The 21,690-nt window shown below is 64.0% G+C and carries 11 protein-coding genes; 2 read left to right on the top strand and 9 right to left on the bottom strand.

From position 1 onward, the window contains the following. Window positions 1-376: 376 nt before the first annotated feature. Both NX05_RS08250 and NX05_RS08255 read right to left on the bottom strand, forming a co-directional pair. Window positions 377-1,273, bottom strand: a complete 897-nt coding sequence (locus tag NX05_RS08250; RefSeq protein ID WP_017113063.1) for a DnaJ C-terminal domain-containing protein — start codon at window positions 1,271-1,273, stop codon at window positions 377-379. A 414-nt stretch (window positions 1,274-1,687) separates the two neighbouring features. Continuing rightward, window positions 1,688-2,164 (bottom strand): Hsp20/alpha crystallin family protein, encoded by a 477-nt coding sequence (locus NX05_RS08255; RefSeq protein ID WP_010368441.1) that lies wholly within the window; start codon window positions 2,162-2,164, stop codon window positions 1,688-1,690. A gap of 161 nt (window positions 2,165-2,325) precedes the next feature. On the opposite strand from NX05_RS08255, the gene NX05_RS08260 reads away from it, so the two are divergent. Both NX05_RS08260 and NX05_RS08265 read left to right on the top strand, forming a co-directional pair. Then, window positions 2,326-2,808, top strand: a complete 483-nt coding sequence (locus NX05_RS08260) for a peroxiredoxin (RefSeq protein ID WP_010368440.1) — start codon at window positions 2,326-2,328, stop codon at window positions 2,806-2,808. Between the two features lie 42 nt (window positions 2,809-2,850). Then, window positions 2,851-3,411: a ferritin-like domain-containing protein gene (locus NX05_RS08265; protein ID WP_039432318.1), complete on the top strand. Its 561-nt coding sequence runs from the start codon at window positions 2,851-2,853 to the stop codon at window positions 3,409-3,411. A 381-nt stretch (window positions 3,412-3,792) separates the two neighbouring features. Here NX05_RS08265 and pbpC read toward each other — a convergent pair whose 3' ends face one another. The 7 genes from pbpC to prpF form a co-directional block, all read right to left on the bottom strand. Then, the gene (gene pbpC / locus NX05_RS08270) at window positions 3,793-6,183 is read right to left on the bottom strand and encodes a penicillin-binding protein 1C (protein WP_397558750.1); all 2,391 of its coding nucleotides are present in this window, start codon (window positions 6,181-6,183) and stop codon (window positions 3,793-3,795) included. 420 nt (window positions 6,184-6,603) lie between these two features. Continuing rightward, window positions 6,604-7,554 (bottom strand): glycerophosphodiester phosphodiesterase family protein, encoded by a 951-nt coding sequence (locus NX05_RS08280; protein WP_039432324.1) that lies wholly within the window; start codon window positions 7,552-7,554, stop codon window positions 6,604-6,606. A 144-nt stretch (window positions 7,555-7,698) separates the two neighbouring features. Continuing rightward, the gene (locus tag NX05_RS08285) at window positions 7,699-10,686 is read right to left on the bottom strand and encodes a TonB-dependent receptor (protein ID WP_039432325.1); all 2,988 of its coding nucleotides are present in this window, start codon (window positions 10,684-10,686) and stop codon (window positions 7,699-7,701) included. A gap of 348 nt (window positions 10,687-11,034) precedes the next feature. Further along, window positions 11,035-15,924, bottom strand: coding sequence for an alpha-2-macroglobulin family protein (locus tag NX05_RS08290; RefSeq protein WP_104607728.1), 4,890 nt, complete (start codon window positions 15,922-15,924; stop codon window positions 11,035-11,037). Between the two features lie 666 nt (window positions 15,925-16,590). Beyond that, window positions 16,591-17,589: a nucleoside hydrolase gene (locus tag NX05_RS08295; RefSeq protein ID WP_039432331.1), complete on the bottom strand. Its 999-nt coding sequence runs from the start codon at window positions 17,587-17,589 to the stop codon at window positions 16,591-16,593. Window positions 17,590-17,667: 78 nt separating this feature from the next. Continuing rightward, window positions 17,668-19,884 (bottom strand): TonB-dependent receptor, encoded by a 2,217-nt coding sequence (locus tag NX05_RS08300; protein ID WP_039432333.1) that lies wholly within the window; start codon window positions 19,882-19,884, stop codon window positions 17,668-17,670. Window positions 19,885-20,391: 507 nt separating this feature from the next. Then, complete coding sequence (prpF, locus tag NX05_RS08305; RefSeq protein WP_014089554.1) at window positions 20,392-21,591, bottom strand: 2-methylaconitate cis-trans isomerase PrpF; 1,200 nt, start codon at window positions 21,589-21,591, stop codon at window positions 20,392-20,394. Between the last annotated feature and the right edge of the window lie 99 nt (window positions 21,592-21,690).

Here is a 21,690-nt window from a genome sequence, read left to right on the forward strand (position 1 = left end):
ACTGCCGCATTGCTGGCCCGCCGTACCCTCACCCCAACCCCTCTCCGGCAGGAGAGGGGCTTGCCCCTTCTCCCATCCGGACATTGTCCTCCTCCATGGGGGAGAAGGTGGCACGTAGCGCCGGATGAGGGTGCGGGAGCGGTTCGCTGGCACAGATCAACGTCGACTGCCGCGTTGCTGGTCCACCGTACCCTCACCCCAACCCCTCTCCCGCAGGAGAGGGGCTTGCCCCCTTCTCCCATCGGGACATTGTCCTCCTTCATGGGGAGAGGTGGCACGTCGCGCCGGATGAAGGCGCGGGCGCGATGCGTGGGCGCAGATCGAAGAGGGATTGGTCTGGAGAGGGGCTCAATTAGCTCGCGCTGACCAAGCCAATTCATACCGTCTCGCCAAACGCCTTGGCCAGGTTTCGGTATGCCTTTTTCTGGGCATCGTCGGTCGGGGCCGGCGCCAAAATTTCCAGTTCCACGATCTGATCGCCCGGGGTGGTACCGGGCAGGCCGCGGCCGCGCAGGCGTAGCTTGCGGCCGGCATCCGAATCTGCCGGCACCTTCAGCTCGACCGAGCCGCCGAGGGTCGGCACGCTGATCGTGGTGCCCAGCGCGGCCTGCCAGGGCATGACCTGCAAGGTGTACAGGATGTTGCGCCCGTCCACCTCGAAGTGCGGGTGCGCCGCGTATTCGATCTCCAGCAACAGGTTGCCGCCGCCATTGCCCTGTCCGCTCAGCCGGATCACCTGGCCGGGCTGCACGCCCTTGGGCACGCGCACGTCCAGCTGCTTGCCATTGATCGTGATGCGCACGCTGTCGCCCGAATGCACCGCCTCCAGCGGTACCGCCAGCTTGGCGCGGGTGTCGCCGCGCGCCTGCGGGCCGGCACCTGCACCAGGCCCGGCGCCCGGGCCGCGAGGACGACCGCCGCGCTGGCCGGCGAACAGGCTCTCGAAGAAATCGCTGAAACCGCCACCGGCACCGCCGTTGCCGAACACCTCTTCGAAATCGAAGCCCTGCCCGCCGCCGTAATTGGGCGGGGCCTGGAACTCGTCGCCCGGCCGGAAACCCTGCGCCTTCAGCTGGTCGTAGGCCTTGCGCTTGGCCGGGTCGCGCAGCGCTTCGTAAGCTTCGTTGATCGCCTTGAACTTCTCTTCGGCGCCGGCTTCCTTGCTGACGTCGGGGTGATATTTGCGCGCGAGCCGGCGGTAGGCGGTCTTGATCTCCGCATCGCCTGCACTGGGCTCCACGCCGAGCGTTGCGTAGTAATCCTTGAATTCCATCTAGTCACCTCTGGAAAAAAAAACGGCCCGCAGCCGAGGCCACGAGCCAGTTCGAGCAGCCAGCACTCCGGTAGACGGCGTGTGCGGCGCAGGTGGTGTGCAGACTGCACTGTACGGGCGTACGTGCCGAGTTCGCATACCAGCCGCGCTCGCAACGCGGTCATGCAACGGAGGTGTTGGCCAATCTATTCGCAGCCGGGCGGGCAACCGCGCCTATTCTACGGCGCGGCTGTCGCCGGGGAGCGAAGCCGCTGGCTCCGCCCCAGGTCTAGCGTCTTGCGGCGGGCAGCGCTGGCTGGCAGAGGGTGCCAGCCAGCGCTGCCGCCAATTGATGAGCCAACCTGCACGCCCAGCACAGGCCTACCCAGCAAAACCGCGCGTCAATGGAGCGCGCCGCCGCTACGTCCGCTGCGCTTACTGCACCGTGCTTCCGCTAGTGTCCTGACCGTTGCCGACCTGGATCCGGCGCGGCGTGGCTGCCGGGCGCTTGGGAATCCGGATTTCCAGCACGCCATTGTGGCCCGAGGCGGTGATGCCATCGGCATCGGCACTGTCGGGCAGCGCGAAGCGGCGATGGAAGCTGCCGTAGCGGCGCTCGATGCGCGAGAAGCGCTCGGTTTCGGTGCTGGATTCGCTCTTGCGCTCACCCTTGATCGACAGGATGCCCTTATCCATCTGCACTTCGATCTGGCTCGGATCGATACCCGGCAAATCGGCGTACAGCACGAAGTGATTGGGCTCTTCCTTGATGTCCACGCGCGGCACCCACTGCGCCGTCACCACGGCCGACTCGTCGGTGTCGCTGTTCTGCTCGAAGAAGCGATCGAACACATGCTTGATTTCGTTCTGCAGCGCATGGGTGGGAAATTGGGGATAACGAACGATGTTCATTGCAAGCCTCCAAAAGGGTTGATGAAGGGCCGGCGACCGCGTCGTGCGCAGTTGCGCCGGCCATGTGCGTCAGATAGGCGTCGCCGGGCGGATTTCAAGCGTGTTGACGCGCTTTTCCCCTGCCCTTTTCTAGAATTCGTTCAGCCACAGGAGCCTGCCGCATGACCATCCACGTTGGTGACCGCATTCCCGAAGTCGTGCTCAAGCGCATGCGCGATGGCATTGAGGCAGTCGACACCCACACCTTGTTTGCAGGCCGCAAAGTGCTGCTGTTTGCGGTGCCAGGTGCCTTTACCCCCACCTGCTCGGCCAAGCACCTGCCGGGCTATGTGGAGCACTTCGATGAATTCCGCAAACGCGGGATCGAAGTGCTATGTACCGCGGTCAATGACCCGTTCGTGATGCAGGCCTGGGGGCGCAGCCAGTTGATCCCCGACGGCCTGCACCTGCTGCCCGACGGCAACGCCGAACTGGCACGCGCCCTGGGCCTTGAAATCGACGCCAGCGGCTCGGGCATGGGCCTGCGCTCGCGCCGTTATGCACTGTATGCGGACGACGCCGTGGTCAAAGCATTGTTTGTCGAAGAACCCGGCGAATTCAAGGTGTCTGCCGCCGATTACGTGCTGCAGCACCTGCCGGATTGATCCATCGATTCACCCGTTCACTCAGAAGGAAAACGGCCAGCCATGTCTGATCAGCCAGCCACCGCAACTCCCGCCGGTATCACCGATACCGCCACCCTGCGCGCCCGCGCACGCCAGAGCATCGAAGACGGCGCCATCACCGAGAGCTACCACGCCGATCGCGAGGCAGTGATCGCGCTGCTCAACACCGCACTTGCCACCGAATATGTGTGCACGCTGCGCTATTACCGCCACTACTTCATGGCCAAGGGCATGCTTGCCGACGCAGTGAAAGGCGAGTTTCTGGAGCACGCACAGCAGGAACAGGCGCACGCGCACAAGCTCGCCGAGCGCATCGTGCAGCTGGGTGGCGAACCCGACCTCAACCCGGACACGCTAACCAGGCGCTCGCATGCCGAATACAAGGAAGGCACGGACCTGCGCGACATGGTCAAGGAAAACCTCATCGCCGAACGTATCGCCATCGACAGCTACCGCGAGATGATCGACTTCATTGGCGACAAGGACACCACCACCAAGCGCATTCTCGAAGGCATCCTGGCACAGGAAGAAGAGCATGCAGACGAGTTCGCCGACATGTTGGAAGGCTGGATCGGCGAGTGAGTTCAGGTTTAGCAATAGTAGTGATGTGGTGCGATCGATGATTGGCATCGGATCGGCATTGACGTTGCGATCGAAGATCGCATCGCGTTGAAATTCACGTCGACTCGATGACGACAGACAGGGCGGGGGCCTCGCTCACCCTGTCTGTTTTTTGCCACTGTGTGGCGTCTATACGGTTACGTCCGTGCAAGCAACGACCCACGAGTCGGCTAGCTCCCGACGCGCAGCCACCTTCGCCGCGCATACGTAGGGGCGCACCTGGGCGCGATGAGGCGTTACCGGGAATACTCCATCGCGCCCAGGTGTGCTCCTACAGGTTTGTCGCGAGTAGCAGGTATCCGTCGCTGAGCACGGGGCGGTAGCCCTTCGTTGGCCACACATTCAACGCAACACCCGAAAGCGCACCTGCGTCCATGCACCATCGTTGGCCATGGCGGTGAGCGTGTGTAACCCGACTTCTTCGAAGTCGCGCTGAAATCCCTGTCGCCCATTGGTCTGCGCGATCCAGCGGCCGTCCAGCAGCCAATCGATGCGCGCCTCACTACCCAACGCACGCAGCTGCAACCGTACCGGGCGTGCGGTGTCGTTGGCGCGCACCAGCGTGGCGCGGTCGCTCAAGCCGTCGATGCGCAGCACCCCGCCACCGGTCATGCGCCCGTCTGGCACGCAATCTGCGGCCAAGGGCGGCAGTTGCGCGGCCGCGCGTTCGGATGTACTGAGCCAAGGCGAAACCAACGCCGGCCAGCGCGCGACAGCGCGTGGCACACGCTCGTGCGCCTGACTGCATTCCTGCGACAAGCGCTGACCGCTGCGTGCATCGATATCGAAGCGTACTTGCCCGCTTTGCCAAAGACGCGCATCGCGCTCGGCGAAGGTGGGCGGCACCGCGCCGTCGAGTACGTAAGCATCGGCACGGCGCGCGCAGAGCGGTGGCGGGGTCTGATTCGCAGCGCCGCCCAGCGGCCAGCAGATGTCGATTGCCTGCACCGTGGCTGGCATCGGCAACGGCGCGCTGTCGCCGGCGCTGCGTGGCAACGCATCGATGACTTCGAACATCAACGGCAACGCGGTGACTGCACCGTATTGGCCCGGCAACGGTGTACCGTCCGGCCGCCCCACCCATACACCGACGGTGTAACGCCGCGTCCCACCAATGGCCCACGCATCGCGGTAGCCGTAACTGGTGCCGGTCTTCCACGCCACGCCCGGGCGCGCGGTGGTGTCGAACGTACCGCTGCCATATCCGGGGCGAGGATTGCTCTGCAAGATTTCGCGCACGATCCAGGCCGCACCCGGCGACATCAGGCGGCGATCGATGGGCGCGTCGTCCGGCGTGTAGCGCACACGCCCGGCAATACCACCGCGATTGAACGCGGCGAACGCGCCCACCAGCTCCTGCAACTGTGCGCCGGTGCCGCCCAATATCAACGCCAGCGACGGCGTGCTGCCGGACGGAAAATGCAGCGCAATGCCGGCATTGGACAGCCGCGCGGCGAACCGCGCCGGGCCGATGCGATCGAGCAGATCCACCGCCGGCACGTTCAACGACAGCCGCAATGCAGTGGCCGCGCTCACCGGGCCGTTGAATGCCGCATCGAAGTTGCCGGGACGGTAATCGCCGAAGCTTTGCGGCGCATCCACCAATAGGCTTTCGGAATGGATCAGGCCATCATCCAGCGCCATGCCATACAGGAACGGTTTGAGCGTGGAGCCTGGCGAGCGCCACGCCTGCACCATGTCGACATGACCCAGGCGCTTGCGGTCGCCGAAACCGGCCGAGCCTACATAGGCGCGCGCTTCCAGCGTGGCGTTGTCCACGACCAATAATGCCGCGGAGGTGCGCTCTGGCAGCTGCGAAAAATACGTGGACACGCGCTCTTCCAGCGTGCGCTGCAATTCCACATCCAGCGTGGTGACGATACGCGCCGCACGCGGTTGCGCGCTGTGCAGGCGCTGCGCCAGCAGGGCCGCAAGTAACGGCGGCTTGAGCGAGCGCGTGACCACTGGTTCGATACGCGCATCGTGCACCTGCGCACGCGACCACACACCTAGCTCCACCATGCGATCAAGCACCTTGTCGCGTGCACGCTGCGCAGCTTCCGGATGACGATCCGGACGCAGTCGGCTTGGCGATTGCGGCAACACCGCCAGCAACGCGGCCTCTGCCTGCGATAAATCGGTGGCCGGCTTGCCCAGATACGCCCAACTGGCCGCCTCCACCCCTTCGATGGTGCCGCCGTAGGGCGCGCGTTCCAGATACAGCATGAGAATCTCGCGCTTGCTCAGGTGCGCTTCCAGCTGCAACGCACGCAACAGCTGCTTGGCCTTGCCCCACGGCGTGCGCGTATGCGGGTCCAGGATGCGCGCTACCTGCATGGTCAGCGTGGAGCCGCCGGACACGATGCGGCCCTGCCTGATCCACTGCCCGCCCGCACGCAGCAGGCCCCACGGATTAACGCCGGGGTGGCGCCAGAACCAGCGGTCTTCGTAGTTCAATAGCGCCTGCAGATACAACGGCGACACGCTCTGCGGTGTGGCCGGATACCGCCACACGCCATTGTGGTCGGCGAACGCGCGCAACGGCGTGCCGTCGCGCGCAACCACCAACGTGGAGGTGTCACGCGATTTGGGCAGCGGCAAGGGGAAAGCCAGATCAAGCAGCAGCAAGACACTCAGCAGTGCGGCTATGCCCCAGCGCAGCCATCGCAGCCAGCGGCGTCCGTTTCGGGCCCTGTGTCTCGACGGCGGTGGGCGCGATCGCGTCCAGTCCATCCCTGCGTGCGCCTGCGGTTGTTCGTCCATCGTGCAAAGCATGCAGGGCGAAACGCGTTTCGGCCACTGTTACGCGACGCGAGCCCGGCGTCACGGCAGCGCGATCAGCTGCACGACCAGCCGGACAGGCTACTGGCCCATGGGCCAGGCGCAGACCTTGAGCGACATGCGGACCCTTGCGCGCAACCGCCTGATCTACCTGTGGCCACCGCGTGCAGGTGCCTGCGATGATCAGGCCACTCACACCGAAGGCGCGGTCGGCGCCCTTCGCCAGCAGCACGCATTGGCGGCAGGCGGTGGCGATGCCCACGAATACAGTTCTGTTAGACGTTATGTCTCGTTCGTTGAGTTGTTTGGTGCACGGCACGCTGTGCCAGACACCGTTGCCGCCGTGTGGCACGGCGGCCTAGTCGCCTCCGCTCAGTGCTTTTCCAACGTCGCGCGATAGCGCAACAAGGCCTCCGGCGCATCGGTCTGGATGATCGATACGCCGTCGCGGTACATCCGGCCCCACACCTTGTCCGGGTCGCGCTCGGCGTCGGCGTCGCCGCCGTAGCCTGCGATGAAGCCTTCCCACAACGAATTGACCATCAGTCGCACGTTGTGCGCTTTGCTCACTGCCGCCAGCGCCGGCAACTGCGCAGCCGCCATCTTGGGCAATTCGAATGCCATCGGGCGTGCATTGCGGGTCTGCGCAGTGGCGATAGCCGCAAGGTCGGCGTTGCCATGTGCGTTGATCAGGATCGGAAAGAAGTACACCGTATCGAACGGCTTCATCGCTGCCAGCGGTGCGGTGGCGATACCGGCTTCGGCCTTGACGATCACCTGGTGCTGCATGCCGGCGCGTGTGACCGCGTCGATCACTTGCACGTAGATCGCATCCTTGACGTCCAGGTTGAGCAGGATGTGCCCTTTGGCCTTGGCAAGCATCTGCTCAAGCGTTACCACGCGCTGGTCGGTCAACGGTGCCTGGGCCCCACCTTCGTCGCTGCGCAGGCGCAATTTCTGCAAATCGGCCAGCGTGAGCTCGGACAGCTTGCCGGTGCCATCGGTGGTGCGGTCCACGGTGGCGTCGTGCAGCATCACCAAGGTGCCATCGGCTGCACGCCGCACATCGGTTTCCATCACGTCGGCGCCGATGGCGATGCAACGCTCCAGCGCCGCCAGCGAATTTTCCGGCGCGGTGTCGGTGAAGCCGTGCTGTGGCGCGGCGGCATGGCACCCGCGATGCGCGACCACCACGAGGCCGCCCCGCGGGTTGGTCAGCCGCGCCTGGATCGCGGCCACACCGGCAGGCGCTGCACTCGCCGTGGTCGAAGAGATGGCAGCGAATAGCACGGTGACAAGGATGGCGGCGGGACGTAATTTCATCGAACAACTCCAATCAGGTGGCTCGCAAACGAGAGCGAGGTAAGGGTACCTTGCCGCGCCTGGTGCTCGTTACTGAAGTGAAATGGTAAGCGGCAGAGCGAGGTTTCAAGATGCAAGGCTTCGACACCCCTCGCCCAGCCGCGCTTACAACGTCGGCGTAAACCGCAGGCCCACCCAATACGTTGTAGGCACCGAATAACTGTCCTTGAGCAGATCTTGCCCCGGGCCAGTCACGCTGGTGATGCGGCTATGGGTAATGTTGCTGACCTGGCCGATCAGGCTCAGCTGCTTACTGACTGCATAGGTTGCAGTGAAATCCAGTTGCGAGCGCGGCGACCAGTACAAGTCCTGCCAATCGATATTGCTGACAATGGACCGCAGCGCCTTGCCTTGCCGGTTGTAAGCCGCACGGAGCTCCAACCCGCCGGTGTTGTAGAACAACGTGGCGTTAGCGGTGTAATCCGGTTGGCCAACCAAGTTGTCGAGCTTGCGCTCGCGTTGGCTCAGGTTACTACCGCTGCCGGCGCTGTAAGGCACATTCAGGCTGCCATCGAGCAACGCGACATTGGCGCTGAAACCGACGCCGCTCAACCATGGCGCGAGAGGCGCCAGCGTGTTGACGATGCCATTGAATTCCACACCGCGAATACGCGCCTTGGCGGCATTGGCCGGTGTGCTGATTAACGCATTCGCATACGTGGTGCCGTCGAAGGTGAAGCTGTCGGTGCGCGAGAGCGTGAAAATCTCGTCCTGGATATGTTTGTCGAAGATGGCAGCGGACGCGAATGCATCGAAATCGCCGGGAAGGCGCCATTCAAGTGACAGATCCAGGTTGTTGGACACGCGTGGTTTGATATCCGGGTTACCGAGGGTGACGGTGACCCCCTGCGCTTTCGGGTTGCCGGCGTCTGTCGTATTGACGAAGCCGATGGAGGTACGCGCCGCATAGGCATCGTACGGCGGGCGGCCCAACGTGCGGCTTGCACCGGCACGCAGATCCAGCGCATCGGTCAGGTGATAGGTCATCACTGCCGACGGCAACAGATAGTCGTAATTTGCACTGGTCGGGTTATCGACATAGACATAGTGATTGCTTGCCGTATCCAGCTGCCGCTGGCGGCCTACCGTGTCGAGCTTGGTGCTGTCGAAATGCACACCGGCCTGCACATTCAAACGATCGCTGCGATAGCTGACCAGGCCGTAGCTACCAAACGTTTTTTCGGTATGGGTGAAGTTGTCCTGATTGCTGAAGGCCTGCTGGTCGGTGCTGTTGAACGCGCTCAATGGCGTAGCCGCCAGCACGCGATTGGCCTTGTCCGGATCGATGCTCAGCAGGTTCAAACCGGCATAGCGCATCGGCGCCCTACCGGTACCCACCACATCAGCCAGGCCAAACGCTGGCGCCGTTGTATTGGGCTGGTATTCGACGCGATAGATGTCATACGACGGCTTGTCGGTGGTGTACGAGACGCCTGCCGCAAAACCGATGCCTTGATCGCTTTCGCCCTGGTTGAAGCCGTAATCGAGCCGGCCGGTGAGAATGCGATCGGCCGCGGTGCGTTTGTAGTCCGGGCGCCAGTACGACGGGCTGTAATTGTCCAGGTTGTTATAGGCCTGTGGCGACACGCCGAAGCGCTGGTCGAAACCGGAAGTGTCGTAATTGAATGCGTAATTGGGCGTGGCATTGATGGTCACGCCACTGCCGGTCTGCCCCACCGGCACCGGCGCGGCGCGGGTAATGCCGGTGGCGTACTTGATCATGCGAATCGGCTCGTCATAGGTCGCATCCGACCACGCGCCACGTGCGGAAAACTGCTGCCGATCGGTCGGCCGCCAGATCGTGCCCAGCTGCGCAACCTTGGTACGCGTGGTGACGATCTGGTTCGAGTAACCTACCTCGATGTCGCCGCCGGGATAGCTGCCAGAGGTGGCCGTTTGATTGAAGACCTGACCACGGTTGCGCGGGTCGATCAGGACCTCGTTGCGCTCCATGTTGTCTTTGAAATAGTAGTAGCCAGCCATGGCATACGCTTCGAGCGCCGCACTGGGCCGCATCTCGAATTTACCGGTAACGCCATAGCGGTCGCGCTGATCTTGCACGTACCAATATTTATCCTGCTGCGGCACCGCCCAGCCATTGCCGAGATTGGCGCCGGTCTGCAACACACCACTGTTGTCGTAGAACCCGTAATGCACCGTGTCGGTGGTCATATGGGTTTCGGTGTAGCTGCTCAGCGTTTGATAGTTGGCCGAGACGGTGACGCCATATTGCTGCTCGCTACCGAAGGTGCGGCTACCGGTGGCATTGACGCGATACCCGGGATCATCCTGATCGCGCGGCTTGCCCACATCGTTGGCGTGGCCAAGTGCCGCATCGGCGCTGAAGAACGGCTTGCCGCCGTTTTCGAACGCGCTGCGGGTTTTCAGGTTGATCGCACCGCCGGTGGCGTTTGGATCCAGGTCCGGCGTAAAGGTCTTGACCACCTGCAGTTCGCTGACCATCGATGCCGGCAGCAAGTCCAGACGCACGCCGCGGGTGATCGAACCGAGCGTCCCGTTCGGTGTGCCGGGCGAGGCAATGGTAAGCCCGTCGATGGTGACGTTGTTGTACGACGGCCCCAGGCCACGCAACACCGGCGTGGCGGCTTCATCGCGCGGATGCTCGTTGTCGGTGGCCGGCAATACCGACAAGCCCGGTACACGGCGCAATGCCTCGACGATGGTGCTGTCGGGCAAGGCGCGCACATCGGTGGCGCTGATCACATCGGTGATATTGGTTGCAGCGCGCTTGCTTTCCACTGCTGCCGCATTGGCGCGACGCACGCCGGTGACCTGCATGGCATCGAGCGTTTTTACGCCGCCTTTCGCCGCGTCTGTGGCAGGCGCATCGCTGCTTGCTGCGTCGTTGAGCGAAGGTGTGCGTTCGTTGCTTGAGAGTTGCTCTACCGCCGACGCTGTTTCGGCTGGAGGCTGACTCTCGTTGGATGACGCACTGTCTGGACGCGTTGCCGACGCAACGCGCGCAGAGTCGGATGACGGTCCGACGCTTTGAGCCTGCACTGCAGGCGAGCATGCGGCAATGGCCACGGCGAGAACGGACAAGTGCATACGGTACGAATTGGAGCGCTGCATGGAATCCCGTAAGTCGCGCAGCAATCACTCTGCGCCGATGAGAAAGCACGCCACCGTAGAGCGTAAAAATGACCTTTGCGTGTCGCTAACATCGCACCGAAAAGACAAGGCGTAGCGATGTCGCTGAATGCGAAGCAAGCACTCAGCGGCTACCGGGAAACATCGCAAGCGGCCTGCAAATGCCCCTCTCCCCGCGGGAGAGGGGTTGGGGTGAGGGTACGGGGCGAGGCCACTCCTGCCATGCCAACTACACGAGGCTTCGCACGTACCCTCACCCGCCCCTTACGGGGCACCTTCTTCCGAGGGGAGAAGGGATGGTTTCGGCGGCCTGTCAGGGATAGCGCGGCCTTACGGCTGCACCACCGTCATCGTGGCTGGCGTGCTGCGCCCCACGCCGCGCAGCTCGGGGCGGTACATGTCTTCCACCAGCGATGGCGGAACCGTATAGGTGCCCGGAGTGACTGCACGCACCAGGTAATACACCTGCGCCTTGCTGCCCGAAGACAGCGCCAGCGCGGCCACATAGCGGTCGTCGCGGAACTCTTCGTGCTTGACGCCGGCGGCGCTGGAACGCTCGCTGATGCCGATGCCGTCCACCACCACGTCCGCCCACTGCTTGGCATCGCCGAGATTGAAATTCTCGATCTCCAGGCCGGCCGGCAACAAGTCGGTGAGCAAGGCATCCGGCATGCTGCTGTTGGCCGTGATGGTGACGCGTACGATCAGCGCTTCGCCTTCCTTGAGCGGACGCGGCGTCCACGGCTTGCCGTCGGTGGTGTACCAGCTGCGCTCCACAGTGAGATTGCGCGTGTCCGGTTCCGGTGCGCTGCGCGGAATACCGGCCACTTCCAGGCTGGCGTACATCGGCGCCTCGCCTTGCGGTGCGAACTGCACACCACGCGCCAAGGCGGCACTGTCGAAACTACGCCCGAACACGCGTGCCGGTGCGATCTGCTGCACCTGGTCGCCCACCGTCAAGCTGCCCGATACCTGCTTGCCCTGCCCGACCATCAGGGCCTTGCCCAACCGCGCAAGCGCCACTTGCTCCTGCGTGCTCAGCCACAGCCAACCGGTCGCGCGACGTGCGTCGAGCGCGCGGCCCAGGGCCACTGCGCGGGTGTCGTACTCGGGCTTGGACAAACCGCGTTCGTGCAGCAACGCCATCATCAACGCGTCGTCGCGGATCGCGCTGCCGTAATCGCCGAAGTAAGGCGGACGTTCGCTGCTGTCCTTGGCAAACCCGGCCTTGATTGCCGCCTCGCCACGCTTGGTGTCGCCCTGCAGCGACAAGGCGATACCCAGATGCACCAGCGACAAACCGGTCAGCGCCTTGTCGCGCTGGTTGTCGTACAGCGCGCGCAGCGTGCCCAGCGGGGCGCGGTTGACGCGCGCCAGCACATAGCCCGACCAGGCCTGATTGGCGAACTTCAAGTTGTCGCGGCGATCCTGCCCGTGGAACGCGTTGCCGCCGGAGAGCAGATCTTCGCTCAGGCGATTGAGCGCCTTCTGCAGCACGTTGTCGGGCACCGCAAAACCGGCGTCCTTGGCGTCGAGCAGGAACTCGGCGATGTACGGCGTCAGGCCCGGATTAACGTAGCCATCGTCGCCCCACATCGAAAAATGCCCGCTGGCGATCTGCATCGATGCAAGCCGGCCGAACGCACCTTCCATACGTTCGCGCCGCTTCGACGCCTCCAAGCTCTGGGTGCCAAGCGCCTTGGCAGTGGCATCGTCGAGCAGCAGTGCTGCATAGCCCTTGCTGGTGGTTTGCTCGGCGCAACCGTACGGATACTCCAACGCGCCCTGCAGCGCGCTGGCAAACGGAATCGGCGGCAGTGCGCTGACCACCATGCGCGCGGTCACCGAGCCGGTCATCAGCCCATCGGCAAAACCGCTGTCCAGAGTGATCGGCGCCAGCGGGTCGAGCACGCGCGTCTGCGCACGCAGCACCTGCGGCCAGCCGGCGCGCACCGGCAGCTCGTAGCTGCGGTCGGCCTTGAAGCCATTGCCATCCACGCGCACGCGCACCTTGGCCACGCTATAGCCTTCGGTGGCGCTCAGCGTCTGCTTGGCGTCCACGCCGAGCTTGACGCTGCGCGACGCCTCGCCGATGGCGAGCGGGCCAATGCCCTCCACACGCACGTTGAATTCGCCCGGCTTGCCGGTGAAATTCTGCACGTCCAGCGTCACCGTGCTGCGGTCGCCCGGTGCCATCACGCGCGGCATGCTGGCTTCGGCCAGGATCGGCGCACGCACGATGGTTTCCATATCGCGGTTGCCGTAACGGGTATCCGAGTACACCAACGCCGACACGCGCAAGCTGCCATTGAAATCCGGCACCGGCAGTTGCACGCGCGCATTGCCCTTTGCGTCGAGTTTTACCGAGCCGGAAAACAGGTCAACCGTCTGCACGCGCGCGGTCGGGCGCTTGGCCTGCGGCAAGGCTTCCAGCGCCATGTCGCCGCCGAACTTCAGCTTGCCGCTGGCGCCTTCGAAACTTTCGATCACCCGCCCATAGATGTCGTACGCATCGGTCCCCAGACGACGCTGCGCGAAGAACTGCGCGTTGGCATCGGGCACCGGGAAACGGGTGATGTTGAGGATGCCCACGTCCACTGCCGAAATGGTCACGTGCGCGGCCTTGCCTGCCAGTTCGGGCACGCTCACCGTCACCGGCAACGGCTGCTCGGGGCGCATCTGCTTGGGCGCGGACAAGCCCACCGCCACCCGCCGCGCCTTGCGGTCCATCGGCACATAGGCCACGCCCACCGCGCGTGCCGGGGTGATCTTGCTGGGCGCACTGCCGCCGCGGAAGACCAGTGCGGTGACATACACATCGTGGCGCTCCCACGCCTCGGTCACCGGAATCTCGAAGCTGCTGCCGGGCTTGACGTCGATGTCCTGCACGTACAACAGCTTGTCGCTTTCCACCAGCAGCACGCCCTTGCCAGCATGCGGCGGAGTCAGCGTGACCTTGAGCGTGTCGCCGGCGCGGTAGCCGGTCTTGTCCAGCGCCAGCTTGACCTTGTCCGGGCGCGCATCCAGGCCGCGGTTTTCGTCGTTCCAGCTCCAGCCTGCACGGAACGGGTAACGCGTGGTCAGCCCGCTTGCCGGGTCGAACACGTCCAGGCGGTACTCGCCCCACTCCACCGGGAACTCGATCTTGGCGTTGACGCTGCCCACATCGAGCGTGCGTGTGTCCTTGTTTTCGAAGCGGCGGGTGAAGTCGTAATCCCAATGGTTGTCGGTGTAGTTCCAGTGGTAATCGCGCAGCTCGCGCACCAGCGTGACCTTCAGGCCCTTGGCCGGCTGCGGCTTGCCATCTGCATCCACGCGGGTGACTTCGAAGCGCGCCGTCCCATTGGCATCGGCGCCGTCGGCGTCGTCGAACAACGGACGCACGCCGACCAGCGCCTTGGCCGGCCAAAGCACACGCTTGAGGGTGCGGGTGACGGTGCGCCCGCCGGTTTCGTACACGCTGCCGGAGACCACCGCAGCAATCGTGCTGACCGGCTTGGCCTCGGCCGGCAACGCGATGTCTTCGCGCAGGATGCCGTCGCCGCCGAATTCGGTGTCGATCACGTCCCTGGCTTCGCGCGGCAGTTCCAGCGTGGGGTCGCCGAAGAACCAGCCGGGCAACGATTCGAGTGGATGCTGTTCGACGCCGACCGCCAGCTTGGCGGTAAAACGGTTGCCATCGGCCGGCGCGCCGTACAGATACGCAGCGTTAGCAACCAGCTTGAACGGTTGGCCGGCACTCAAGGTTTTTTGCGTGCTATCCAGGTCCAGCTTCATGCGCTCGGGCAGGAACTCTTCCACGCGCACGGTCATGCCCTGCACGGCGTCCTTGCTGGCGGGGTCGGTGCGGAATTCCACCTGCCAACGGCCGGTCGGCGCATCGGCCGGAATCTGCTGGGTGAATTCGAAATAGCCCTGTTCGCCTGGCAGCCGTTTGGTCTCGCGGAAGGTCTTGCCGTCCGGTTGTTTCAGACGCAGGAACACCGGCTGTGGCTTGGTCGGCTTGCCGTCGTTGTCGCGCAAGATCGCCGACACCCGCATGGTTTCGCCGGGGCGGTACAGATCGCGACCGGCCCAGGCGAACACGTCGAACCACGCGCCCTGGCGCCCGGCCACGGCGAACTCGCTCAGATCCAATGCGGGCTGGTTTAACGGCAGCAGCGAGATATCGGTCTTGCTACGCGCGGTCAGCACATGGCCGGCATCGAGCGTGTAGTTGAGCAGCGCATTGCCGTTACCGTCGGTCGCCCCTTTCAGGAACAACTCGCCCTTGGCATCGAGGATGCGCAGTTCCACGTTCTTGAGCGCCTCGCCACTCTGCAACGAGGCGGTGTGCACGAACAGCTTGTCCTTGTAGGCACGCGTGTGCAGGCCGATGTCGCTGACGGTGAAGAACGCGGTGTCGAATTCGTTTTCGAAACTGCCCGCGCGCTTCATCACCGCGAAGTACAGGCCCGGTTCCTGCAATTCCTTGATGTCCTGCGTGGGCAGGTAGGTCAGTACGCGCTCGTTCTGCTTGCCGCCAAGAATGAAACGATTGACGTACACCGGGTCGGCGAGTTTCGACAACGGCTGCTTGCCGCTGTATTCGCTCTCCATATCCCAGCTGCCGCGACGACCGCCGCGCTGAAACTGCTGGAAGAACGCCGGCAGCGACTTCTCGCGCACGCGCAGGAACTCAACGTCCACTTCCGGCACGTTCACCGACACAACCGGCAGACCACGGCTCTCACGCGCCGGCAGCACACTGCCCTGCGAAGCGAACCCGGCCACAGGCTTGAGTTCGCCGGTGTAGACCTTCTGCTTGAGCGGCTTACCCAGGCGGCTGCCGTCGGCAGCCAGCAGGTTGGCGTCGACCAGCACGGTGTAGTCCTTTGCTGCTTCCACATACGGGTAACGCAGCGTCTTGCCGTCTTCGGACAGCGTCCAGCTGCTGTCGCCAGTGCCAACCTTCTCTTCGAAGCGCACCAACGCGTCGAAATCCTGCGTACCGACCAGCGGCCGCGAGAATTCCAGTGCGAGCGACAGCCCGTCGCTGGTCTGGTCGGGATAGGCGCGTGCCAGCGCGAAGCCGGTGATGGCCTGCTTGTCGGCCTTGATCGCCTCGCCGCTGGCGGCAGGCAGTTGGCCGCTTTCGTTGCGCTTGCACGCCACCGCACCGATCGCCACGACCAGCAATACCACCCACAGCAACATCCGCCGCGTGCCCGGCCGCATCATCCGTGATCCCTGGCTGTCCATTCGTGCTACTCGCAATGTGAGAACGCAAGTATAGCGACGCCGCGCATGTCGCTGATGGCAGCAGTGCGGCGACTTGAGCACTTGCCGATAGGCGGTGAGCGTGCGCTGCCGGGCGAGCGTTGCGTTTGTAGCGGTGCGCCCGACTGTAGTGAGCGCAGTGATGTGTTAGCCGCACTTGGAGCGACTGCAGAACCACGTCATGCCGCCTAGTGCAGACAGCTGGACTGCAACTGGCTGCAGGCCCTCGCCTGCCCACCATCGCAGGACACGCTGCAAGCACGTCCTTGTAAGCTCCTTGGCGGCATCCATGCCGCCAAGGGGCGCGCGACGGTAAGCGGGCAAGGACCAGTCCATTTCATCGGTGTGCGGAGTTTTCAATAAAGCAGCTACCGGCGGTCCAGCGCCGAGTTTTCGCTCTTCAATCAAAGTCACCCACCAACTGTCTGGCGCGGTGTCCTCACTGATTGCGGGACCGTTGGCGGCATGGATGCGCCATCGAGCTTCCAAGGATGGATTCACGGCGTGTCCCGCAAGCGGTGAGGGCATCGCGCACGCTACCAACCAGGCTTTTGACTACAGCTGAAAAGATACCGCGAAAAAACTGCACCGCAATCCGCTGCACTCACCAAGTTTTATTCGCCGCTCTCAGTGCAACTCCAACAACGCACGCATGTACATCTCGATCAGTGCCGGCTTGTCTGCGCGCAAACAGGCCTGCACATTCGGCGTGCCAGCACCTTCGCGGGTATAGCCCTGCGCATCCACGTCCAGATGCAGCGGCGTGGTCGGGCACAGCGCCGGGCGTAGCAACCAGGCCACCGGCACAACATCGAACAACGTGGGCGTGGCACTGGCCCAGGGCTGGTCGGTGTTGCGCCACTGGTAGTACAACTGCGTCAGCGCATCGGTCAGCCCGTCGCCGTGGGCAAACAAGGCCACGCGCTCGGGCTCTTCCAGCGTAATCTGCGTGGCGTCCAGTGGCAACAACACGATTGGCACACCAGATGAGAACACGCGCTGCGCTGCCGGCACATCGGCCAGGATGTTGTACTCCGGCGCCGGCGCACTGGCCGGACGATACGCAGACTTGCCATAACCCACCCGCACCGATCCGCCCATCGCCACCACACGCTTGAGCTTGGCAAAGCCGGCCGGGTCACGTTGTTGCGCCAGCGCCGCATCGGTCATCGGCCCCAATACCATCAAGGTGACCTCGCCCGGATGCTGGCGCGCCTGCTGCAGGATCATCGCGGCCGCATCCGGCAGTGCCGCCGGCAACTGCCCCTTGGCCGCCCAGCGCGCCTGGCTGAAGGCGATGGTGCTGGTGGTACGCGCGCCCGCTGCCAGCGGAATCTCGCTGCGCCCGGCCTGCTGCAACAACCGCTGCAGCAAATGCGCACGCAACGCGGTGTCGCCCCATGCCGATGCGATGCCGAGTACCTGCAACTGCGGGCTACGCAGCAATAGCCCCAACGCGAAGGCATCGTCGATATCGTCGCCAACGTCGGTAGACACCACCACTTTCTCGGCCTGCACCGATGCCAGCGTGGATTGCACGGCCGCGGCGGACTGCTGCGCCCCCGCGGTTGTCGCCACGCACCACATCGCCATCGCTACCCACGCGCGTTGCCAGGTCCGCTGCATCTGCCCACTCCTGCTGCCATGAAAAAAACCGCCGGCATGATCGCCGGCGGTTCGATAGTGCTCCACCAAAAATGCCGATCAGAAGTTGGCGCGGAACTGCGCACCCACGATGCGCGGGTCGTTGATGAAGCCGGTGAGGTTGTTGAAGTCGATCGCACCGGTCACGCGGATTTGATTGGTGCAGTTGCGGCAGAACACCGACAACTCGTACGCACCCGCGCCCCAGTTGTAGCCGATCTTGGCGCCACCTTCGACCAGCGGCTGGCCGGTGAATTCCTTGGAGTCGTACAGGAAGAAGTTCACTTCACTGCGGTACGACCAGTCCGTGTAGAAGAACAGCTCGCCGTCGTTGCCCATCGGAATGCCGTAACGCAGGGTGGCGTTGGCCATCCACTTCGCTGCCTGCGGCAGGTCGTTGCCGTCGATCACCGCACGGCCGGCCGCGTTGATCGGGTCGGTGACCGTGCAGGTACGGCAGATGCCCACCGACAGGTTCGGGTCGTCGATGCGAGTCCAGTTGTAGGCGCCGCCGGCGGTGACGCGCAGGTTCTGGGTGAGCAAGGCTTCGAAATCGAACTCCGCGCCGCGGGCCTTGGTCTTGTCGGCATTGAGCAGGCGGATGTCGTTGGACGCGCCACCCACCGCCGTGAGCTGCTGGTTCTTCACGCGGAAATCGTAGATGTCAAAGCTCAGGCGCGCGCGGTTGTCGAACAGGTCCGACTTGATGCCGACCTCGAACGAATCCACCGTCTCCGGCTCGGCCACGGTCAGCGGCGCGGTGCCCGACGGCACGCCGAAGCTGGCACCGCGGAAACCGCGTGCGGCACGTGCGTACACATTGACGGCGTCGTTGATGGAGAAGGTGGCCGCCAGATCGCCGGTGACCTTGGAGTTGTCGGTCTCGCCGCTGGACGGTTCGACCAGGGTGACGCGGTCCAGCGCCAGCACGTCGAAGGTCTTCTTGTCGTAGGTGTAGCGGATGCCGGCGCGCAGGTTCAAACGATCGGTGGCCGCGTAGTTCAACGAGCCGAACGCCGCCCAGGAGGTATTGCGCTGGCGGGTCAGCTGATAGCTGGCCAGATCACCGCCGCTGAGGGTGTTGTAGGTGTAGTTTTCGCCTTCCACATCGTCGTGGAAGTAGTACAGGCCGGCCTGCCAGTTGAGCGGGCCGTCGTACTGCGATTCGGCGCGCACTTCCTGGCTGTACTGGTCCAGGCTCTTGATGCCGCCGGCGGTTTCCACCGGGAACGGAATCACGCCCGGGCCCGACGGCGGCGCAAACACCGCGCCGAAGCCACCGTCGATATCGCCACGGCTGTAGTACTTGCCGATCCCTTCGTAGGCGGTGATCGAGTGCAGCGCGATGTCGCCCAGGTCCCAGGTCAGGTTGGCGCTGCCGCCGTAGGTCTGCAGTTCCTGGCGGTTGGCACCGTCGATGAAGGATTTTTCCGCATCGAAGCCATCCACCAGCTGATTGGTACCGGGCTGGATGATGTTGGCGCGGAACAGGCGCGCGGTACCGTCCAGATGGCGCGCATGCGCATTGAACAAGGCACTGAAATCGTCGCTGGCCTGGTACAGCAGCTGCAGGCGCACGGCCGAATCGGTATAGCCTTCCAGATCGCGGCCGTCGCGGTTTTCCACCCAATCGTCGCGGCGCTGGCCCAGCGTGGACAGACGCGCTGCCCAATGGTCGCCCATCGCGATGCTCAGGCCGCTTTCCAGGGTCATGGTGCCGTAGGTGCCGTACGACAGGCTGGCGTAGCCGTCATTGGCGCCGATGGTCGGCTTGACCGAATTGAACTTGACCACGCCTGCCGGCGTGTTGCGGCCGAACAGCGTGCCCTGCGGGCCGCGCAGCACTTCCAGGCCTTCCAGATCGAAGATCGGGAAGCCCTTCAGGAAGGCGTTTTCCTGCACCACGTCGTCATAGATCAACGACACCGGCTGCGAGGCGTAGGTGTTGAAGTCCGTATTGCCGTAGCCGCGGATGTACACGCGCGGGAACACACGGCCGTTGGACGATTCGATGTTCAGGCTGGGCGCCTTGCCGGCCAGCACGCGGATGTCCGAGCCGCTGGTGGAGATGGCATCCAGGAACTCCGGGCGCAATACCGAGGCGGAAACCGGCACATCCTTGGAGTCTTCCGAACGCCGCTCGACCGTGACCTTGACCGCATCCAGACGCACGACGCCGTCGTCGCCTGGCGTCTGCTGGGCAGCGGCATGGAGCGGAAGAAGGGAAACGACGGCAACGGCAAGCGCGCTGATCTTGAGCGACCGGCTGGCGGACATGGGAAGAACTCCGGATTCTGGTGGCGGGGCGGCCCGGCCTGCGTGCCGCGGTGCAACAGAATTAACACGATTTACACAATTATGGCAGGGCGCGTGCGAAAGTTTCCAGAATTCGAAACAGCGTTCGAATTATTGCAACACAGTGCGTTTTACACGATGGCGAAAAAGGAGGCTCGTTAGCGACGCTGGCCACGCTGCCATTTACTGCTGTGGTGGCCAGCGCCAATCGCTTGGGGCGCAACAACATCGATCAATGGCATCGGGAATGACCATCCAGGGTGGACACACGCCGGACTGAAACGCAGATGTTCCGGGTTCTACGCGCATGCCTGGAAGAGCCGATGCGGAGCAGATCCGGCTAATGCGGGCAGCGCGACGCCGGCTCCGCATCGCCACCAGGCGTGCCCGACCGACGCGATGCACATCTCGCACACCAGCACCGATGAAGCGCCTCGCACGCCAGGCATGTGTCGCCTGCATCCACGCGCGCCAACACCCTGCGCAGGCCTATCCAACCTCGGCAACAGGCGCCGGCACCCTGACCCACCCCTCCATCAACACCCGCGCACTGCGGCTCATCAGCGCCTTGGTCACCTGCCACTGGCCCTCGACCAGCTGCGCCTGCGCGCCGACGCGCAAGGTGCCGGATGGATGCCCGAAGCGCACCGCCGAGCGCGCCGCACCGCCGGCAGCCAGATTGACCAGCGTGCCCGGCACGGCTGCAGCGGTGCCGATCGCCACTGCTGCAGTGCCCATCATCGCGTGATGCAATTTGCCCATCGACATCGCACGCACCAGCAGATCGATTTCGGCCGCGTGCACCGGCTTGCCGCTGGACGCGGTGTAGTCGGCCGGCGGTGCCACGAAGGCGACCTTGGGCGTGTGTTGCCGTGTCGCGGCGTCTTCCACCTTCGCAATTAAACCCATCCGCACCGCACCGTGCGCGCGCAATGTCTCGAACATGGTCAAGGCGCGCGGGTCGCCATTGATGGCGTCCTGCAGCTCGGCCCCGGTGTAGCCCAGGTCGCGCGCGTTGACGAAGATGGTGGGAATGCCCGCATTGATCAGCGTGGCATCGAGCGTGCCCAGCCCGGGAATTTCCAGTGGATCGATGACGTTGCCGGTGGGAAACATCGCCCCGCCCTCGCCTTCGGCATCGTCGGCCGGGTCGAGAAATTCCAGCTGCACTTCGGCTGCTGGAAAGGTCACGCCGTCCAGTTCAAAGTCGCCGGTTTCCTGCACCAGCCCATCGGCCATCGGCACATGCGCCACAATCGTCTTGCCGATATTGGCCTGCCAGATGCGCACCGTGGCTACGCCATCGCGTGGCACGCGTGCGGGATCGATCAAACCGCCGGCGATGGCGAATGGTCCCACCGCCGCCGACAGATTGCCGCAGTTGCCGCTCCAATCCACGAACGCGCTGTCGATGGACACCTGCCCGAACAGGTAGTCCACATCATGCCCATCGCGCGTGCTGGCCGACACGATCACGCTCTTGCTGGTGCTGGAAGTAGCACCGCCCATGCCATCGATCTGCTTGGCATACGGATCCGGGCTGCCGATCACCCGCAACAACAGCGCATCGCGTGCAGCGCCCGGTTGCTGCGCGGCCGCGGGCAGATCCTGCAGACGGAAAAACACGCCTTTGCTGGTACCGCCGCGCATGTAGGTGGCGGGGATGCGGAGTTGGGGAGCGAATGCCATGCATGTTCCTTGGAAACGACGTGCGGACGTGATGTCAATGATTTTGCCTAATGCATCTGTACGGCCTGGTCAAGCGTCACCATGACAGTCGCAGGCACG

The sequence above is a fragment of the Xanthomonas vasicola genome (assembly GCF_000772705.2).
GTDB classification, from domain to species: Bacteria; Pseudomonadota; Gammaproteobacteria; order Xanthomonadales; family Xanthomonadaceae; genus Xanthomonas; species Xanthomonas vasicola.